The 19,337-nt window shown below is 66.6% G+C and carries 16 protein-coding genes; 13 read left to right on the top strand and 3 right to left on the bottom strand.

Features of this window, described 5'->3' with window-relative positions:
• Positions 1-61: 61 nt before the first annotated feature.
• The 6 genes from thiC to CKW06_RS19395 all read left to right on the top strand — a co-directional run bounded on the left by thiC (position 62) and on the right by CKW06_RS19395 (position 9,730).
• Positions 62-1,906: a phosphomethylpyrimidine synthase ThiC gene (gene thiC / locus CKW06_RS19420; RefSeq protein WP_012481195.1), complete on the top strand. Its 1,845-nt coding sequence runs from the start codon at positions 62-64 to the stop codon at positions 1,904-1,906.
• A 139-nt stretch (positions 1,907-2,045) separates the two neighbouring features.
• The gene (locus CKW06_RS19415; RefSeq protein ID WP_024957131.1) at positions 2,046-2,717 is read left to right on the top strand and encodes an ion channel; all 672 of its coding nucleotides are present in this window, start codon (positions 2,046-2,048) and stop codon (positions 2,715-2,717) included.
• A 269-nt stretch (positions 2,718-2,986) separates the two neighbouring features.
• Positions 2,987-5,317, top strand: coding sequence for a winged helix-turn-helix domain-containing protein (locus CKW06_RS19410; RefSeq protein ID WP_024957130.1), 2,331 nt, complete (start codon positions 2,987-2,989; stop codon positions 5,315-5,317).
• Positions 5,318-5,431: 114 nt separating this feature from the next.
• Positions 5,432-6,331: a helix-turn-helix transcriptional regulator gene (locus CKW06_RS19405; protein WP_005414398.1), complete on the top strand. Its 900-nt coding sequence runs from the start codon at positions 5,432-5,434 to the stop codon at positions 6,329-6,331.
• A gap of 49 nt (positions 6,332-6,380) precedes the next feature.
• Positions 6,381-9,344, top strand: coding sequence for a TonB-dependent receptor plug domain-containing protein (locus CKW06_RS19400; protein ID WP_005410938.1), 2,964 nt, complete (start codon positions 6,381-6,383; stop codon positions 9,342-9,344).
• Positions 9,345-9,535: 191 nt separating this feature from the next.
• The gene (locus tag CKW06_RS19395) at positions 9,536-9,730 is read left to right on the top strand and encodes a hypothetical protein (RefSeq protein WP_223846439.1); all 195 of its coding nucleotides are present in this window, start codon (positions 9,536-9,538) and stop codon (positions 9,728-9,730) included.
• Between the two features lie 57 nt (positions 9,731-9,787).
• On the opposite strand, the gene CKW06_RS19390 is transcribed toward CKW06_RS19395, so the two are convergent.
• Positions 9,788-10,909, bottom strand: a complete 1,122-nt coding sequence (locus tag CKW06_RS19390) for an HDOD domain-containing protein (RefSeq protein ID WP_005410936.1) — start codon at positions 10,907-10,909, stop codon at positions 9,788-9,790.
• A 152-nt stretch (positions 10,910-11,061) separates the two neighbouring features.
• On the bottom strand, positions 11,062-11,598 hold the full coding sequence (ppa, locus tag CKW06_RS19385) for an inorganic diphosphatase (RefSeq protein WP_005410935.1): 537 nt from the start codon (positions 11,596-11,598) through the stop codon (positions 11,062-11,064).
• A 184-nt stretch (positions 11,599-11,782) separates the two neighbouring features.
• Between ppa and CKW06_RS19380 the strand changes: the two genes are divergently transcribed.
• The 4 genes from CKW06_RS19380 to CKW06_RS19365 all read left to right on the top strand — a co-directional run bounded on the left by CKW06_RS19380 (position 11,783) and on the right by CKW06_RS19365 (position 17,019).
• Positions 11,783-12,256 (top strand): hypothetical protein, encoded by a 474-nt coding sequence (locus tag CKW06_RS19380; protein ID WP_005410934.1) that lies wholly within the window; start codon positions 11,783-11,785, stop codon positions 12,254-12,256.
• 72 nt (positions 12,257-12,328) lie between these two features.
• Positions 12,329-12,829 carry an RNA polymerase sigma factor gene (locus tag CKW06_RS19375; protein ID WP_005410933.1) on the top strand — a complete coding sequence of 167 codons (501 nt, stop codon included), beginning with the start codon at positions 12,329-12,331 and terminating at the stop codon, positions 12,827-12,829.
• Between the two features lie 103 nt (positions 12,830-12,932).
• Complete coding sequence (locus CKW06_RS19370) at positions 12,933-13,868, top strand: FecR family protein (RefSeq protein WP_024957129.1); 936 nt, start codon at positions 12,933-12,935, stop codon at positions 13,866-13,868.
• A 232-nt stretch (positions 13,869-14,100) separates the two neighbouring features.
• Positions 14,101-17,019 carry a TonB-dependent receptor domain-containing protein gene (locus tag CKW06_RS19365; protein WP_038646413.1) on the top strand — a complete coding sequence of 973 codons (2,919 nt, stop codon included), beginning with the start codon at positions 14,101-14,103 and terminating at the stop codon, positions 17,017-17,019.
• Positions 17,020-17,169: 150 nt separating this feature from the next.
• On the opposite strand, the gene CKW06_RS19360 is transcribed toward CKW06_RS19365, so the two are convergent.
• Positions 17,170-17,427 carry a DUF2789 domain-containing protein gene (locus CKW06_RS19360; protein WP_024957127.1) on the bottom strand — a complete coding sequence of 86 codons (258 nt, stop codon included), beginning with the start codon at positions 17,425-17,427 and terminating at the stop codon, positions 17,170-17,172.
• A 107-nt stretch (positions 17,428-17,534) separates the two neighbouring features.
• Between CKW06_RS19360 and CKW06_RS19355 the strand changes: the two genes are divergently transcribed.
• Genes CKW06_RS19355 through exbB form a run of 3 tightly spaced genes read left to right on the top strand, consistent with a single transcriptional unit; the run spans position 17,535 to position 19,336 of the window.
• On the top strand, positions 17,535-18,122 hold the full coding sequence (locus CKW06_RS19355; RefSeq protein ID WP_024957126.1) for a biliverdin-producing heme oxygenase: 588 nt from the start codon (positions 17,535-17,537) through the stop codon (positions 18,120-18,122).
• Between the two features lie 31 nt (positions 18,123-18,153).
• Positions 18,154-18,621: a YbaN family protein gene (locus CKW06_RS19350; RefSeq protein WP_024957125.1), complete on the top strand. Its 468-nt coding sequence runs from the start codon at positions 18,154-18,156 to the stop codon at positions 18,619-18,621.
• The gene (exbB, locus tag CKW06_RS19345; RefSeq protein ID WP_050426945.1) at positions 18,608-19,336 is read left to right on the top strand and encodes a tonB-system energizer ExbB; all 729 of its coding nucleotides are present in this window, start codon (positions 18,608-18,610) and stop codon (positions 19,334-19,336) included. Before CKW06_RS19350 ends, exbB begins: the two co-directional genes overlap by 14 nt.
• The last annotated feature ends 1 nt before the right edge of the window (position 19,337 follow it).

Here is a 19,337-nt window from a genome sequence, read left to right as displayed (position 1 = left end):
CCGTCCGTGCGCGGGTGCCGTGCGCCGCCGCTTCGTCCCTGACCTTCCTGGACGATGCCCGATGAACGCACAGCTCTCCGCCCTGCAGCAACAGGCCCAGCAACTCTCCGCATCCGTGACCCGGCCCATTCCCGGCTCGCGCAAGATCCACGTGCCCGGTTCACGCCCGGATCTGCAGGTGCCGATGCGCGAGATCGCGCTGACCCGTACGCCGACGCTGTTCGGCGGCGAAGAGAATGCGCCGGTGACCGTTTACGACACGTCGGGCCCGTACACCGACCCGGAGGTGCGCATCGATCTGTCCGCCGGTTTGCCGGCACTGCGTCGCGGCTGGGTGGAAGAGCGCGGTGATACCGAGCAGCTCGAAGGACTGAGTTCTTCGTTCGGTCGCGATCGCGAGCATGACCCGAAGCTTGACGCGGTGCGTTTCCCCGCGCGCAGCCTGCCACGCCGTGCACGTGCCGGTGCCAACGTCACCCAGATGCATTACGCGCGCCGCGGCATCATCACGCCGGAAATGGAATTCGTCGCCATCCGCGAGAACCAGCGCCTGGACGCGATCCGCGATGCCGGCCTGCTGCAGCAGCACCCGGGCGAGGCCTTCGGTGCGTCGATCCAGAAAGTCATCACCCCGGAGTTCGTGCGCGACGAAATCGCCCGTGGCCGTGCGGTGCTGCCCAACAACATCAACCACCCGGAAAGCGAGCCGATGATCATCGGCCGCAATTTCCTGACCAAGATCAACGCCAACATCGGCAACAGCGCGGTGTCTTCCGGCATCGCCGAGGAAGTGGAGAAGCTGGTGTGGGCGATCCGCTGGGGCGGTGACACGGTGATGGACCTGTCCACCGGCAAGCATATCCACGAGACGCGCGAATGGATCATCCGCAACTCGCCGGTTGCGATCGGTACCGTGCCGATCTACCAGGCCCTGGAGAAGGTTGACGGCCGCGCCGAGGCACTGACCTGGGAGATCTTCCGCGACACCCTGATCGAGCAGGCCGAGCAGGGCGTGGACTACTTCACCATCCACGCCGGCGTGCTGCTGCGCTACGTGCCGCTTACCGCCAAGCGTGTTACCGGCATCGTCAGCCGCGGCGGCTCGATCATGGCCAAGTGGTGCCTGGCGCACCACAAGGAGAACTTCCTCTACACGCATTTCGAAGACATCTGCGAAATCATGAAGGCCTACGACGTGACCTTCTCGCTGGGCGACGGCCTGCGCCCGGGTTGCATCGCTGATGCCAACGACGCGGCGCAGTTCGGCGAACTGGAAACGCTGGGTGAACTGACGAAGATCGCCTGGAAACACGATGTGCAGACCATGATCGAAGGCCCCGGCCACGTGCCGATGCAGCTGATCAAGGAAAACATGGACAAGCAGCTGCGCGAATGCGGCGAAGCGCCGTTCTACACGCTGGGCCCGCTGACGACCGACATCGCGCCGGGCTACGACCACATCACCAGTGCGATCGGCGCGGCGATGATCGGCTGGTTTGGCACGGCCATGCTCTGCTACGTGACGCCGAAGGAGCACCTGGGCCTGCCCAACCGGCAGGACGTGCGCGACGGCATCATGGCTTACCGCATCGCCGCGCACGCGGCCGACCTGGCCAAGGGGCATCCGGGCGCACAGGTACGCGACAACGCGCTGAGCAAGGCGCGCTTCGAGTTCCGCTGGGAGGACCAGTTCCACCTGGGCCTGGATCCGGAAAAGGCCAAGGAATTCCACGACGAGACGCTGCCGAAGGACGCGCACAAGCTGGCCCACTTCTGCTCAATGTGCGGACCGCACTTCTGTTCGATGAAGATCACCCAGGACGTGCGCGACTACGCCGAGGCCGGCATGAAGGAGAAGTCGCAGGAGTTCCGTGCTGGCGGGGCCGAGGTCTACCGCCAGGGGTGACGGGTAACGGGTAGTGCCGGCCGCCGGCCGGCATTCCGTCGTGCACGGGACCGGGGAGAGTGCTGGCCAATGGCCGGCACTACCGTTCATCACGCCGCGCCCGGCTATCCTCCGCGCATCGCCCAGGGGAAAGGACGCCATGCCCGTTGCCACGACCACCCGCTGGCTGGCCATCGCCCGCCGCCATCCTTCGGCCTGGCTCCTGGCCGCCCAGTTGATCGCGGTGCTGCTGTATCCCGCCCTCGATGACACCGCCGCTGGCCGGGCGGCGCTTGGCATGTTCGGCATGGCGGTACTCGGCCTGGCGCTGTGGGTGGTCCAGCGCAGTCCGCTGGGCACGTGGCTGGCATTGCTGCTGGCCATTCCATCGGTGGTGTTCTCGCTGGCTGGCGCCCTGCTGGACCGCAGTGCGCTGCTGACCACCGCGCAGCTGCTGGAAAGCCTGCGGTACTTCTACACGGCCGGGGCATTGATCGCCTACATGCTGCAGGACCATCGAGTAACACGCGACGAACTGTTCGCGGCCGGGGCAACCTTCACCCTGCTGGCCTGGGGGTTCGCCTTTGCATTCGCGGTGTGCCAACAGTGGTATCCAGGCAGTTTCCAGGGCGCGACGGCTGGCCCCGAGCGCAGCTGGATGGAGCTGCTTTATCTGAGCTTCAGCTTGTTGTCCGGAGTTGGATTGAGTGACGTCGTGCCGTTGCACCCGCAGGCACGGGCCTTGGTGATGCTCGAACAGTTCGCAGGCGTCATGTATATCGGCCTTGTGGTGTCGCGTCTGGTCGGATTGACCATGCTTCGGCGCATGTGAAAATGAACGCCAGATAAAAATTTCGCGCCCATAAGGGCGCGAATGGTGATGCAGATTATGTGAATGCGTCGGCGAGAGAGAGCCTGAGTGTCGACCCCGTCATAGGCGGGGTAACCGGCTTAGGCTAATATCCGGGGGCGTTATTGTTTTTGCGGTATGCGCCGATGCTTTGTGCGGAATCTGGCTTTTCGATGGCCCTGTCCAGGGACGGTGGGGACGGTATTGCTGGTGAGCCCTGCCCAGGTCCCGTCCCTACTGTATAGCGGAAAATGAACAGCAGCGAACTCACGCCCATTGACGCCGACCGCGTGCAGGTCGGCGACTGTGTCATTACCTTGTCCTCGCGTGAGGTCGAGGTTGAAGGCGCGCGCCGTCCGCGGCGGCTGACGCCGAAAGCGCTGGGCGTACTTCGCGTGTTGATGCGGCAGCCTGGGCGCGTGGTCACCCGTGAAGAGCTGTTTGCCGAGGTCTGGCCCGATACGTTGCCGACCAATGACGTGCTGACCCAGGCCGTCACCCAGCTGCGCAAGGCGTTCGCCAACGACGATGACAATGGCCAGGCCTACATCGAGACCATCGCCAAGAGCGGCTATCGGCTGCTGGTACCGGTGCAGGCGCTGGACGACGTCGAGCCGGTGGCGGAAGTGGACGCGGTGGCCGTTGCGGATGTGATGCCGTCGCCGGACGGTGCCGGCACGATTCCGGCGCTGGCCGTGCCGGCAGCGCCTTCACGCCGGCGTGGCTGGCGCCAGCTGCGCCGCCAGTTGTTGTGGGTGCTGGGTGTGATGATGCTGGCCGCGCTGCTGGTCATGGCCACATTGTTGCTGCGGCGCGGGCCGGAGCCGAGTTCACCGGTGGATGCAGCGGTCGAGAACGGCGTGCGGGTGATCGGCAGCCCGCAGCGTCCCTATCGCCTGATCACCGCTACCAGTGGTTTTGAAACCTATCCCACACTTTCGCCGGACGGCTCCCAGGTTGCCTACGAAGGCGCCAGCGAGGATGGCGCCGGAGGTGGTGTGATCAAGGTGCAGACCTCGGGCAATGCGCCGGCCCGGCAGCTGGCGCTGCCGCCGAAGGGGGCCAGTGACCGTTTCCCGAGCTGGTCACCGGACGGGCGCGAGATCGCTTTTGCCCGCTTTGGAGCCGACGGCGGTTGCCAGGTGCTGATCGCCAGCGCCACTGGCGGCGGCGTGCGCCAGGCGACCCGTTGCGATGGAACCGAGCTGCTCAGCTTCGACTGGACACCGGATGGCCGCGGCCTGGTCTTTGGCAGCATGGTGGGCCGCTATGCCCATCGCGGCATCCGTGTGCTCGACCTGGCCAGCGGCCAGTGGCGGGCGTTGGACTACGCGGTCGATCAGGATGATTTTGACTACGCGCCCCGCTACTCGCCCGACGGCAAGTGGCTGGTGTTCGTGCGCAATCCACAGATGGGCGACCTGTGGCGGATGCCGGCCGAAGGCGGTGAGCTGGAGCAGTTGACCAACGAATCCGCCGAACAGCGTGGCTGGGCCTGGCTGGGCGATGGGCGCAGCATCGTGTTCGGCCGGCGCGTGGACAGCGAGGTGCGGTTGTACTACCTGGACGTGGAGCGCCGCACCTTGCGTGATGCCGGCCTCGACGACGCACAATGGCCTGCGGTGTCGCGCCACGGCGACGTGCTGGCCTTCGTTCACCGCCGTGCCCAGTTCGGCGTGTTCAAGGTGCCGATGGCCGGCGGCAGCGCCGAGCGCCTGTTCGCGTCCAGTGGGCGCGACGGGCAGCCGATGGCGGCGCCCGACGGTCGCCAGCTGGTCTTCACCTCCGATCGTTCCGGCAGTTTCGCGCTGTGGTGGGCGGACATGCAGCGGCCCGACTCACTGCGGCCGATCGAGGGCCTGCGTCCGGAGGGGCGGCAGGCGCCGGACTGGTCGGCCGACAGCCGCCAGCTGCTGGTGGTCGGGCGTGACGAGCATGGGCGTACCGTTGTCTACGAGATCGCCCCGCGCGACGAGCACCTGCAACCGCTGCCGGTTCCGGTGGATCAGCCGCTGCAGGCCCTGTACGGGGCAACCCCGGAGCAGCTGCTGGTAGTCGAGCGCGATGCGGAGCAACGCACCCGGTTGAGCCTGTTTGATCGCAGCGTGACCCCCTGGCGCCGCCTGGCCAGTATCGACGGCGTCTCCCAGGCGCGTTTCGATCGCGGCGATGGCCGCGTGCTGTTCACACGCCTGGCGTCCGGCGGCTTGTGGTCGGTGGATGCGGCACTGTCCCCGGCCAGCGTGCAGCAGGTCAGTGAAGACCGGCCCAGCCGATGGCGCTATCGCACCTGGACGGTGGCGGGCACCGGTGGCATCGGGTATCTCGGCAACTCGACCGAATGCGGTACGACCTTGATCCATATCCAGGCCGGGACCGAAGCTCCCGAGCGCTGCCTGGACCGGCAGCGGCTCAGCGCGGGCAACGGCATCAGTGCCAGCGCCGATGGCCGGGACCTGTACGTCGCCCTGGCGGTCAGCGATGGTGCCGACATCGGCGTCATGCAGCTGCCCCAGTCGACGCCGGCACTGTTCCCGGCCTTTCTCAAGTCATTGATCCTGAAGAAAAATATCTCTTCGTGATTTTTTCGTGGAGTTCTCGCCGCGAATTCGTGGCGATCTCGGCGGATTTTCCTGACGGGCTGACGCCTGATTAGGCAAAACGGAAGCCTGTATCAGGCAAACCCGTGGTGCCCCATGCGTCAACTCTCGCTGGCCGATCGTGGCCAAACCGTCTCCCTCGACAAGGCGCTGGACGATCTCGCGCCGACCTGCATGGGCGTGGCCCGGCTCGGCAGCCTGCAGACGGCAGGGTCAAGCTTCACTGTCTGGCTGCAGGTGCGGGGCAGTTCCTGGGTGGAAGCCAAGGAAGGGCGTTTCCGCCTGCGCCATGGCGAGTGGATTGCCTTCGAGAAGGAGTCGCGCCCGTTGGTGCAGGCCGGCCGTAACGGACTGTGCGTGGGCCTCAGCCTGACTGCGGAGGCGATGCGGGTGCTGTCCGAGATGGCCGACTGCGGCCTGTATGCCGGTCGTGGTCGCATGAGCCGCGGCGACGCCCGCGTTGCCCTGCGCCTGTGGCGCGATGCGCTCGACAGCGGCCTGCCAGCGCAGGCGCTGCGCCCGCTGTTGTTGCATCTGGCCGGCCTGCAGCGTGACCTGGCCGACAACGTACAGCGCTGCCCCGGTCGCTCACGCAGCCGCAAGCGCCAGGTGTTCGGCCGCATGCAGCGCGCCCGTCTCTATCTGGAGGGCAACAGCCACCGCGTGGTGCGGATCGGCGAACTGGCCGAGCTGACCAACTTCTCCAGCTGGTATCTCTCCAAGACCTTCCAGAGCCTGTATGAAGAGAGCCCCCAGTCGCTTTCGGCACGGTTGCGCCTGGAGCGGGCCGCAGATCTGCTGCGCGACACCGACATGATGGTGGGCGAGGTCGCCGCGGCCAGCGGATTCGACAACTGCTGCAGCTTCGCGCGGGCCTTCCGCGCCCGTTACGGGCAGTCTGCTTCCCGGTTCAGGGAAAACGGCGGCTTGCTCCCGCCACACTCTGCAAAGTCTACGGTTGGGTCGCGCAAATACAGCATCGCAACGCAATCGTAACGTGCTGGAGCGTTTTAACACGCTACTAACACGTACCTTGGAGAGATTGATGAACGTTCGCACCCCTGCCGTGCGGCTGGGCCTGCTGCCCGCCGGCATCGCGCTGGCGCTGGCACCGGCATTTGCTTCCGCACAGGAAGCCAGTGCCCCGACCACCCTTGATCGCCTGGAAGTCACCGGCTCCCGCATCCGCTCGGTGGATGTGGAAACCTCCCAGCCGGTCCTCACCGTAAGCCATGAGGACATCCAGCGTTCGGGCCTGGTCAGCGTCGGCGACCTGCTGCAGAACCTGTCCGTGGCGGGCACCCAGACCTTCAGCAAGGCGGCCGTGCTGGCGTCCAACCCGGAACAGGGCGGCCAGTACGTCAGCCTGTACAACCTGGGTGAGCAGCGCACGCTGGTGCTGGTCAACGGCAAGCGCTGGAGCACCAGCCTGGCCGGCTTCACCGACATGTCGACCATCCCGACCTCGCTGATCGAGCGTATTGAAGTCCTGAAGGACGGCGCCTCGGCGATCTACGGTTCCGACGCCATCTCCGGCGTGGTCAACATCATCCTGCGCAAGAACTTCGACGGCGCCGAGGCCAGTGCCTACTATGGCCAGAACAGCCACGGCGACGGTTCCAAGACCCAGTACAGCCTGACCCTGGGTGCCAGCGGCGAGCGCTCCTCGATCGTGTTCGGCGCGAACTACATCAAGGAAGATCCGGTGTGGGCCAAGGATCGTGGCCTGACCAAGTACTCCTATGGCCAGGGCCACAAGGAAGACGGTCTGAGCCCGGCTGGCCCGTGGGGTCGTTTCACCGATCCGCGTGCCGAAGGCACCGCCGGTGCTGGCGAATACAACAAGGCTGGCAAGTGGGTCCCGAACACCTGGGTGGTCAACCACACCGGTTCCTGGGACACCCCGGTCGGCGTTGGCCAGCCGTCGAACAACTTCAACAACTACCACCTGATTGGTCTGGACGACTACTACAACGCCTCGCAGCAGATGATGCTGAACCAGGGCGCTGAGTCGAAGACCATGTTCACCTCGGCCAGCTACGACATCAACGACAACCTGCGCCTGAAGTCGACGGCGATGTACTCCGAGCGCGATTCCAAGCGCCAGATCGCCGGCTACCCGCTGACCGGCACCTCGCAGCCGCAGTTCCCGGTGGCGATCAGCAAGGACAGCATCTACAACCCGCTGGGCAACTGGGCCAACCCGGGCGCCGGCGTTGACATCGGTGGCTGGGGCCGTCGTATCTTCGAACTGCCGCGCATCACCCAGAACAACGTCAAGTCGCTGCACTTCGACGCGGCCCTGGAAGGCAACTTCGACTTCAACAACCGTCCGTTCGACTGGGATGTGGGCATCAACTACAACCAGTTCGACGTGACCCAGACCAGCTCGGGCAACATCAACCTGCTGGCCCTGAAGAACGCCCTCGGCCCGTCGTTCATCAACGCCAACGGCGTCGCCCAGTGCGGCACCGCTGCCAACCCGATCGCGCTGGGCACCAGCCCGGGCAGCTGCGTCCCGTTCGACCTGCTGGGCGGCGCCAGCGCCGCGACCCCGGATGCGCTGAAGTACATCAACACCCTGCTGAACTCGACCGGCCAGAGCAAGAGCAAGCAGTACTTCGCCAACATCACCGGTTCGCTGTTCGACATGCCGGGCGATGCGGGCGAGTTCGCCTTCGCTGCCGGTTACGAGCATCGCGAAGTGTCGGGCTACGATCACCCGGACGCACTGTCCTCCTCGGGTTACACCACCGAGCTGGCCGCGCAGCCGACCGAAGGCAAGTACAAGACCAACGAGTTCTACCTGGAACTGATGGTGCCGCTGCTGCGTGACCTGCCGGGTGCCAAGGAGCTGTCGCTGGATATCGCCAGCCGCTACTCGGACTACGACAAGTTCGGCAACACGGTCAACAGCAAGTTCAGCGTGACCTGGAAGCCGATCGACGACCTGCTGGTGCGTGCGACCTACGGCGAGGGCTTCCGTGCCCCGACCCTGGACGACACGTTCGGTGGTGGTTCGCAGACCTTCGACAAGTTCACCGATCCGTGTGATGCCGTGTTCGGCCAGCGCAGCAACCCGGCCGTTGCAGCCCGTTGCGGTGCTGAAGGCCTGGCGTCCGACTTCCGTCAGACCGACGCTGCCGGTCGTCCGATCAGTGCCCGTGACACCCAGGGTAACAACCCGTTCAACTCGGGTGTGGGCAACGACAAGCTGCAGCCGGAAACCAGCAAGACCCGCACCGCGGGCCTGGTCTGGAGCCCGAGCTTCGTCAGCGGCCTGAACGTCTCGCTGGACTGGTACAAGATCACTGTCGACAACGTGATCACCGCGCTGTCGGCGAACTACGTGCTGAACCAGTGCTACCAGAACGGTGTGCAGGCCTTCTGTGACCAGTACAGCCGTGGCGACGTCGCCAACGGCCAGCAGGTCACCGGCCTGAGCCGCGGCAACGCGAACCTGGGGTCGCTGGAAACCGAAGGCTACAACTTCGGCGTCCGCTACCGCATGCCGGAATACAGCTTCGGTACCCTGTCGTTCAACCTGGACACCAACTACCTGACCAGCTTCCGTCAGCAGGCCACCAAGGGTGCTGCATGGGATGACTACGCAGGCTACTGGAACTACCCGCGTGTCCGCGGCACCCTGGCCAGCACCTGGACCAAGGGCGACCTGTCGGCCACCTGGACCATGCGTTACTACGGCGGCTTCCGCGACTTCTGCTACGACCAGGAAAATGGCCTGGAGTGCAACCAGCCGGATTACTACACCGAGAACGGTGGCTGGAGCGGTGGCCTGGGTGCCAACAAGAAGGGCGCGATCGTCTATCACGACATCTCGGCCACCTGGCAGGCCCCGTGGAACGGCAGCGTGACCGTCGGTGCCCGCAACGTGTTCGGCAAGACCCCGCCGATCACCTACGCGGTGACCAACGCCAGTGCCGTGCAGCTGGACCCGATGCTGGATTACGACCGCTTCCTGTTCATCCAGTACAACCAGCGCTTCTGATCCATCGAAGCCTGAAGGCAAGACGAGGAGGGCGGGCCGCAAGGCCCGCCCTCTTTGCGTTTGGCAGAGCCGGGTCGGGAAATTCTGAATCGGGCAGTTCAGCGACAAAGGTCACGCTTGTCGCAACTGGACCGCTGGTAGGTTCGCAGAGGTCCATTCCGGACCAGGGAGAGCGTGAAATGAACAACGCGATGCCACGTATGTTTGCTGCTGCAGTTCTCGCCGTCCTGAGCCTGGCCGGCAGTGTGTCGGCCGGTCCGCTGGTGTGTGCCAATGGCCGTTATTGCGCGGAGGTGCGCAGCAACTGCATCAAGGCCGGTGAGGATGCGGCGTACTGCCAGTTCCTGTTCGAGCGCTGCGTGTACGACCACTGCGCGCAGCCCTGACGCAACGAAGGCGCGTCCCTGCGGACGCGCCTTCATCGTGTGGATTGCCGGTGGAACTCAGGCTTCGCTCGGCGTAAGCCCCATCAGGCTGTTGGCATGTTCACGCCACTGCGGCAGTTTGTTGAGCACGCCCGCGCGCTGCAGATAGTCCTCATCCACCGGGTCGCCGTTGACCAGCGCCAGGGCCACGTGCACCGCACCGGTCACCCAGAAGCTGCGGGTGTTGGCGCGCTGCGGCTGCAGGTGGAATGCCACCGCTTCGATGATCGGCATCGGCAGGCCCCACAGCCCCAGCAGATAGGCACCGGCTTCGGCATGGCCTGGGCGGGTATCACCGGCCAGCGACGGCTCGGTGCGCTCGTTGCGTACGCCGGGCAGCAGCAGGCCGATGTCGGCCAGCAGTGCCGCGGTTGCGCCCAGTTCGGCACTGGATTCGGGCAGCAGGCGTGCGGCCAGGCGCGAGGCGAGCAGGGCGCGCTGCTGCAGCGAGTTGCGTTCGGCAGTCGACAGCGTCGGCGCCGAGAACACTTCACTGGCCAGCACCAGGTCACGCAGCGTGGCCAGGCCCAGCCGGGTGACTGCAGTACGCAGGTCGGCAATGGTGCGGCCCTGGCTGAAGAACGCCGAGTTCGACAACTGCAGCACCTTGGCGGCGATGGCCGGATCGGCGGCCACCAGCTTGGCCACGTCGGCGCTGTCGGCGTCGTCATCATGCTCCAGCGCCTGGGTCAGGCTCAGGTACAGGTGCGGCGGCGACGGCAGTTTCTCGATGCGGCCGATGGCATCGCGCAGGCGCGGGCTGTCCAGCACTTCGCGCAGCTCTTCCAGGCTGGTCAGCGCTTCCAGCAGTACTTCCGGTGCCAGTGGCAACGGCAGGAAACGGTGAGCGACACCGATCAGGCGTGCCGGCGGCGGCCGGTTGCCATGCTGTGCGTCCACCAGCGCGATGCGGATGGTTTCCGGACGCAGGGTCCTGATCTGGCCGAGCAGCGTGGTGGCATTGAGGTCCGGCAGCTGCGGGCAGACAATCACCGCGTCCACGCCCTGGGTGGCAACCGCGGTCATCGCGGTCTGGCCATCGGTGGCGGTCAGCGGCTGCCAGTCTTCCCCAAGATCGGCAATGAATTCGGTCAGCTCAGCCGGCAGGCTGGCTGCATCCCCAACAAGCAGAATACGCACGACACATTCCCCTGGCTGTCTCGACGATGGATGTCGATGACGTGTGAAGTGACGCAATTTACCTAATACGGCAGCAAGAGTGATGTGCCGTCATCATGAAACGTGACCCGCATCGCTCCGGCAGGGTACCGCCGGAGCGATCCGGTTCAGGCTCAGGCCTTGCTGTCGAGGTGGCGCTGGTGCGCCTCGATCAGGATCTGCTTGGCCTCAGCGGCGCCGCCCCAACCGTCCAGCTTGACCCACTTGCCCTTCTCCAGGTCCTTGTAGTGCTCGAAGAAGTGACCGATGCGCTCCAGCCAGTGGCTCGAAACCTGGGCGATGTCTTCAACGTGGGCGTAGCCACTGAAGATCTTCGAGACCGGCACGGCCAGGATCTTCTCGTCGCTGCCCGCCTCATCGCTCATCTTCAGCACGCCGACCGGACGGCAGCGCACGACCGAGCCCGGCACCAGCGGCAGCGGCAGCACCACCAGCACGTCGGCCGGATCGCCGTCGCCGCACAGGGTGCTCGGCACGTAGCCGTAGTTGCAGGGGTAACGCATCGGGGTGGACAGGATGCGGTCGACGAAGATCGCGCCGGTTTCCTTGTCCACTTCGTACTTCACCGGCTCCGAGTCCTTCGGGATCTCGATGATGACGTTGATTTCTTCCGGCGGGTTCTTGCCGGGCGAGACGAGTTCCAGACCCATGGTCGTGCTCCAGGTGGGGGATATAGACGGATAGCCCCCCATTTTATGCCTTTGCCGGGCGCTGTGCAGAGGGAGGGGCTGACCGCTGCGTGGGGCAGGGACCCACGCGGCAGGCCGGGGTTGGCTGATAGGGCCGGCCGGTGCGGGGGCGCAGGCTGGATCGACCTTGCCAAGGAGTCCGCCGATGAAAGTGTCTGCCCTGCCGTTCGCCCTGTTCTGCATGCTGCTGGTTGCGCCGTTGGCCCAGGCCTCTCCTTACGTCGACCTGATCGACTACCCGCGGCAGGAAGCCAACTGGGACCGCTTCTTTGCCTTGGAAGGACGTCTGCAGTACGGGTTCGACGCGATCTGCGGCGATACCTTCTGCGAAGGCGAGTACAGCGATATCCGCGCCCTGCGCCTGCGCTGCTCGGTGGACGCGGTACGCGGCACGGTGCATGAGTGCCTGTGGGCATTTGCCGCCAGTGACCTGGCTGTGTCGCGGCATGACGGTGCGATCGTCGCCCGGCAACCGACCTGGCTGTGCCGCCTGCCGCTGGTGCCTGGCACACCGGTGGAGGCCTTCCATGCCGCGCTCGCCGCCCGCAATCCACTGCATGACCCGTTGCCGGGGACCTCGCAGAGCGTCTATGACGGGCTGACCGGGTGCATTCATTGATGCGAACGTGACTGATTCTCATTAACGGAGTAGCATGCGCGGCGCCTTCCGTCTGTCGTCCCGGTTCCGCGCATGTCCTCCAATGCCGCCTCCCTCACCGAACTGCTGATCCGCGAGCGGCCTGCGCTGCTGCGCCGGGTGCAACGCATCCTGGGGGGCGACAACGGCGCCGAGGACGTGATCCAGGCGGTGTGGTTCAAGGCGCGTGGTGTCGATGACAGCCAGGCCATCGACAATCCGCGTGCCTACCTGTACCGGCTGGCCGCCAACCTGGCCACCGACCACGGCCGCGAATCGACCCGGCGCAACCGCCTGCTGGCCGACCACTACCTGTGGGGAGCGGACGAGGTCATCTCGACCGAGGAACAGGCCATGGCCCAGGACGAGCTGCAGCGTGTGCTGGATGCGGCCGGACACCTGCCGGAGCCGACCCGCACCATCTTCCGGCTCAACCGCCTGCAGGGCCTGACCCAGGCCGAGATCGCCCGCCGCCTCGGGGTGTCGGTGACCACCGTCGAGAACCATGTGCGCACCGCGTTGCAACGCCTGGCCTGGGCGCGCAGCGGCCGATGATCGCCCCGGCTTGGGGCTGGCCCTCGCTGAAACGTCTTGATCACTGGACCGCAGATGCGGTCTAGTTCCCCGCCCGCGCTTGAATGCGCCTGTCCGCCAGCCGATGAGCCCGCCGAACACGCTGCCCGCCGCCAATGACGATGCCCTGGCCGAACAGGCCCGGGGCTGGATTGCGTGGCTGGCCTCGGGTGACATCGGCGAGGGGCGCATGCACGAGTTCGAGCGCTGGTTGGCAGAGCCGGGGCACCGCAGGGCCTTCGAGCACGAGCGCACGCTGTGGCGCAGTGTCGGGCCACGCCCGCAGGCCCGGCCCGCCGAACGCCGCCGCCCGCATCGAATGCGCTGGGCGATGGCCGCTGCAGCTGTGCTGGCGATGCTGGTGGCATGGCCGGAGGCCTGGTTGCGGCTGCAGGCCGACCATCGCAGCACGCACGTCGTGCAGAACGTAACGCTGCCCGATGGCAGCCGCGCAGTGCTGGATGCGGACAGCGCGATCGCCGTGCGCTTCGATGCGCACGCACGCGAGGTCGAGCTGCTGCGCGGGCGCGTCTGGTTCGAGGTCAGCCCGGATGCGCAGCGGCGTTTCAGCGTGCGTGCCGGCAATGGCGTGGTCGAGGACATCTCCACCGCGTTCACCGTCGCGCGTGGCGATGACCGGGTGGAAACCCAGGTCGGGCAAGGCAGGGTGCGTGTGGCCAGCCCGGCCGACGGTGGCTGGACCTACCTGCAGGCGGGCCAGCGCGCTGTCTATGGCGAGCGCAGCGGCGTGACGCGCCTGCAGGATGTGGCGGCCGACAGCGTGGGTGCATGGCGCCAGGGCGAGCTGCTGCTGGAGCAGGCCAGCGTCGCCGACGCCGTGCAATGGGTGGGGCGCTATCGTGCCGGCCCGACGTTCGTGCACGGTGATCTGTCGCGCTTGCCGGCGGTGAGCGCGGCGTTGCGCATCGACCGCCCGGAACAGGCGCTGGATGCACTGGCGGCAACAGCAGGTCTGCAGGTCACCCGCCTGCCGCTCGGCGTCGCCATCATCCATCAGTAGATCCACGCCATGCGTGGATGATCGCCCCTGTGCCGACCAACGGTCGGCCCCCACCGCTGCAACCAGCCGGCCAACGGTCGGCACCCACCGCGACCGCAAATCGCCCTTGGGGTTGCCGCGCACCCAACCGTCTTACCCCGCGAACGTACCCGCCGCCGCCAGTACGTCGCCGTGTCCGCCTGTGTTGCGGATGACGCCGCGCCTGCGGCACCGATTACCTGACAGGTTCCCCATGTTCGACTCCCACCGTCCGGGCCGCGCGCCGCGCCCGTCCCGCCTGTGCATTGCATTGCTGGCTGCCGGCCTGGCCAGTGCCACGCCATCCGTGCTGGCACAGAACGCCCGTGGCGATCACGCCGCCGTACAGCGCTTCGACATTCCGGCGCAGCCCCTGGACGAGGCGCTGCGCAGCTACATGCGCCAGTCCGGCGTGCAGGTCGTGTATCCGGCCATCCTGGCCCATGGGGTGAGCTCGCGTGCGGTCAATGGCAGCCTTCCGGCCAACGAGGCGCTGCAGCTGCTGCTGCAGGGCAGTGGCCTGGCGGTGCGCCGGGTCAGCGCAGATGCAGTCGCGCTGGAAGCGGCGACGCCGGCGCAGGCCGACAGCGGCGTGATCGTCACCGACACGCTCAGCGTGGCCGGCGACCGCGTCGACAGTGGCGCGACCAGCGACGAGGCGCGCCTGCTCGACAGCTATCGCAGCGTCGGTTCCACCACCACGCTCAACCGCACGCACCTGGAGCGTTTCCGCGGTACGTCCAACGGCGACATCGTCAAGGGCGTGGTCGGCGTCACTGCCGGTGACCCACGCGTCGGCAATGGTTTCGACGTCAACATCCGCGGCATCCAGGGCCAGGGCCGCGTGCCGGTGATCATCGACGGTGGCCAGTCCAGCATCGATACCTACCGCGGCTACGCCGGTCAATCGCAGCGTACCTACCTCGACCCGGACCTGATCTCCAGCCTGACCATCACCAAGGGCCCGAGCCTGCAGGCCAACGCCTCTGGCGGCATCGGCGGCGTGGTCGAGATGGAGACGCTGAAGATCGGCGACGTGCTGCGCGAAGAGCGCGACTTCGGCGTGCGCGTGCGTGGCGGCCTGGCCAACAACAGCGCCAACAACCTGCCTTCCTACAGTGCCGCGCCGCGCAACGATCGCAGCGCCACCGGCAGTCAGTTCTTCAACGTGGCCGCTGCGGGACACTGGGATCGCTTCGATCTGGTCGCCGCCTACGCCTACCGCGACAATGGCAACTACTTCTCCGGCAAGCACGGCTACGATGATTTCCCACAGACCCGGCGCACGCTGGCACCGCTGAATCCGCCGCGTACCGAGGTCTTCAATACCTCGGCCCGCTCGAAGTCGGCGCTGCTCAAGGGCACCTGGCGTATCGACGATGCACAGACCCTGGAGGCGGGCTACCGCCGCTACGAAGGCACCGCCGGCGAGATCATGGCCTCGCAGATCATCCGCGTCGATCGCGACCGCATTCCGCAATGGGATCCGGGCCACGTCGACATGGACAGCTACACCCTGCGCTATCGCTTCAACCCGGACAGCGAGCTGGTCGACCTGCGCGTCAATGCCGCGTACACCGACACCGACAGCGTGATGTACAACAGCCTGACCGGCATCACCCCGTGGTATTTCGATCGTCGTACCGAGTGGTACGACGCGCCCAGCTTCAGTGGCGACCCCGGCTACAAGGATGCCTACCGCAATCCGCTGCGGCAGAAGCGCTTCGGCCTGGATGCCAGCAACACCTCGAAGTTCGATACCCGCGCCGGTGCGTTCACCCTCGACTACGGCCTGTCCTACAGTGACGAAGACATCGCACCGGGCAGCTCGGGCCCGGTCATGCACGACGATCTGGTCAACAACCGTTTCCTGCGCAACGCCGAGCGCAAGGAATACAGCGCCGTGGCCTCGCTGAAGTGGCAGCCCGATGAGCACTGGGAACTGCTGGCCGGCGGCCGCTGGAACCGCGTGGGCGTGCACGACCGCAACCGCCTGGCCTCGCCCGATGCCTACGAGGTGCAGGGCCAGTACCGCTACACCGAACTGCTCAATGGCAACCCGGCGCTGCCGTCGTGGCGGGCCAAGCGCATCGCGCTGCTGAACTGGTATCCGGACGCCAACGGCAACTTCACCCGGGAATCGCTGCTGGCCTCACCGTACAAGAAGGGCACGGTGCGCGACATCGGTGGCTGGAACTTCTACGACGCCGGCAAGGCGCAGGACCTGGAAGTGCCGGTCAGCTGGACCTGGTCGCAGCCGATCCGCCGTCGTGACACCGCGTTCTCGCCGACCGCCAGCGTGGCCTACCGCTTCAGCGAAGACACCATGGTCTACGTGAAGTACGCCGAAGGCACCAAGCTGCCGAGCCTGTTCGAGACCACGCTGGGCCTGTTCACCGCGGCCAAGCCGGTGGGCGAGCTGAAGCCGGAGCGTGCGCGCAGCTGGGAAATCGGCGCCAGCACCCTCCGCTATGACCTGTTCACCGCCGGCGACCGCCTGGCGCTGAAGCTGGCGTACTTCGATACCCGCATCGACGACCTGATCACCCGTGACTACCGCACGCTGTCGGCGGGCCTGATCCGCAACGTCGACCAGTTCAGGGTCTCCGGCATGGAGTTCCAGTCCAGCTATGACAGCGGCAAGGTGTTTGCCGATCTGTCCGCGCACTACTACTTCAAGGCCAAGACCTGCGCGCCGGATATCGCCGCCGAGCGCCGTGCCTATGGGGCGCAGCGCAGGAACGGCGAGCTGGCCAACACGCCCGACTGCGTGGACGGCGGCTTCGAGGGCTCGTACACCAATACCCAGAACCCACCGCGCTACATGGTCAACCTGACCCTGGGCTCGCGCCTGTTCGACGAGCGCCTGACCTTCGGCACCCGCGTGGTCCACAACGCCGGCCCGATCAGCAAGCTGGACAAGGACTGGAACGTGGGCCTGTCGGCGATCCAGCAGCTGTACCGGCCAACCACGCTGGTGGATCTGTTCGCCAGCTGGAGCTTCAACGACCAGCTGTCGGTGGAAGCCGGCGTGGACAACCTGACCGACCGCTACTACCTGGACCCGCTGGCCCTGGGCGTGATGCCAGCCCCGGGCCGCACCGCGCGACTGGCGTTGACCTGGAAGTACTGATCGGTCGCGGATGAGTGGTGGGGTCGGATCCCTTTCCTGCGGAAAGGGCTCTGACCCCAGCGAGCCCCAACCGCCCTCGGTGGGCGCGGACCTTGGTCCGCACCGCTTCCGCCGTGCAATCGACAGCGCCGGGCCATGCCCGGCGTCTATTTACAGCCCGCTCGAAGCCTTTACCGCATCTTCGTGCAGCGACTCGTTCAGCTCATCCACCACCGTGCTCCATGCCGCATCGGCCTGCAGCGATTCAGACAGGAACTGGCGTTGGGCATCGTTCCAGTAGGGCGCCTCGACCACTTCGACATCGGTGGCCAGCTGGTGTTCGCGGATGAAGCGGGCGATGCCCTCTGCGCTGGCATCCAGGCCCAGTTGCAGGAACAGGTTGGTCATGCGCGGTTCGGTGGTGATCATCGTCGGTTCCGGATGGACAAGGGGATGGCCCATTATCGGTGTAGACGGCCTTGGGGAAAGCCCCGTGGCAGACGTCTACAGCACGACGACCCCCTTGGCATTCCCCCATGAACGCACACATCGCCCCTGAAGAAAGCCGCAGCCTGCGGCTCAAGGCCGCCACCCGCGACAGCCACGGTGCCCTGGACAAGCGCATCATGGCCGGCGACATCTTCGCCGACCGCAGCAATTTCGCCCGTTTCCTGCGCGTGCAGTATCGCTTCCACCGCAGCATCGATGCGCTGTATGCCAACCCTGCGCTGGACGCACTGCTGCCGGACCTGGGCGAGCGCCGCCGCCTGACCCAGGTCGCGCGCGACCTGCAGGACCTGGAGCAGACCCTGCCGGGGGCTGACATCGCGGCGTTGCCGTCCGATCTGGAACTGCCCGCCGCGTTGGGGTGGCTGTACGTGGCTGAAGGCTCCAACCTGGGCGGCACCATTCTGTACAAGATGGCTGCCAAGCTCGGCCTGGACCGTGATTTTGGCGCCCGCCACCTGGCCGCGCATCCGGATGGCGCGGCGCGCCACTGGCGTGAGTTCACCGCGGCGCTGGACGCGGTACCGCTGAGTGCCGAGCAGGAGCAGCAGGTAATCGATGCGGCCGACGCCGCGTTCCGCAGCGTGCACGGCCACGTCGAAGTGGAATTCGCCTGATGCACGGCGCGCGCCCACAGGTGCAGCGCTGATGCGCTGGCTCTGGTTCGCGCTGGGCTGGCTGATGGTCGGGCTCGGGGTGATCGGCGCGTTGCTGCCGGTGATGCCGACCACCATCTTCCTGATCCTGGCCGTGGGCTGCTTCGCGCGCAGCTCGCCGAAGTTCGAGCAGCGCCTGTTGGCGCATCCGCGCTACGGCCCGTCGCTGCGGTTGTGGCGCGAGCAGGGCGCGGTATCGCGCAAGGGCAAGGTGTTCGCCAGTGCCGGCATGGCGCTGGGCTTTGCCCTGTTCTGCTGGGGCGCGCACCCGTCCTGGCGCCTGCTGTTGGGCGTGGCCCTGTTCTTCGCGGTCAGCGCCGGCTACGTGCTGAGCCGACCGGCCCCCCGGCTGGAGTCCCATCCGGTCGTGGAAGTGGACGACGCCAATGATCCGCGCGCGGCCCGTCGTCGCGCAGCGACCCCTGATGCTGATGGAAACCGAGACGATGCTGCCTGCTGACCTGGCCCCCGTGGCCGCCCCCGCATTGACCCCATGGGGCATGTACCTGGCCGCCGACGTGGTGGTGAAGGCCGTGATGATCGCGCTGGCACTGGCGTCGCTGGCCACCTGGACCGTGCTGCTGGCCAAGGGCTGGGAGCTGGCCCGCCAGGCCCGGCAGCTGCGCGCGGCGCGCGCGCTGTTGCTGCAGTCCGCACAGCTGCCGCCGCAGAGCGAAGAGGCAAGTCTGCAGCAGGGCATCGCGCTGGCGATGCTGGACGCCGCCCGCATCGAACTGCGTCTGTCGCAGGATCTGGATAGTCGCGACGGCATCAAGGAGCGCATCGCCTCGCGCCTGGACCGCATCGAGCTGGAGACCGCGCGCGTGCAGCGGCGCGGCATCGGTGTGCTCGCCAGCATCGGCGCGGTGGCGCCCTTCGTCGGCCTGTTCGGCACGGTGTGGGGCATCATGAACAGTTTCATCGGCATCGCACACAGCAACACCACCAACCTGGCGGTGGTTGCGCCCGGCATCGCCGAGGCCCTGCTGGCGACCGCACTCGGCCTGGTCGCGGCGATTCCCGCGGTACTGGTCTACAACCATTTCAGCCGCGTGCTGGCCGGCCTGCGGGGCCTGCTCGGCGATCTGTCGGCGGCCGTGCAGCAGCTGGTCTCGCGCGATCTTGATCGTGCCGTGCCGCGTACCGCAGCGGCACCGCTGCGCGCGGTGCACTGAG

Source organism: Stenotrophomonas maltophilia, assembly GCF_900186865.1.
Taxonomy (GTDB): domain Bacteria; phylum Pseudomonadota; class Gammaproteobacteria; order Xanthomonadales; family Xanthomonadaceae; genus Stenotrophomonas; species Stenotrophomonas maltophilia.
This window is presented reverse-complemented; position numbering and strand designations above follow the sequence as displayed.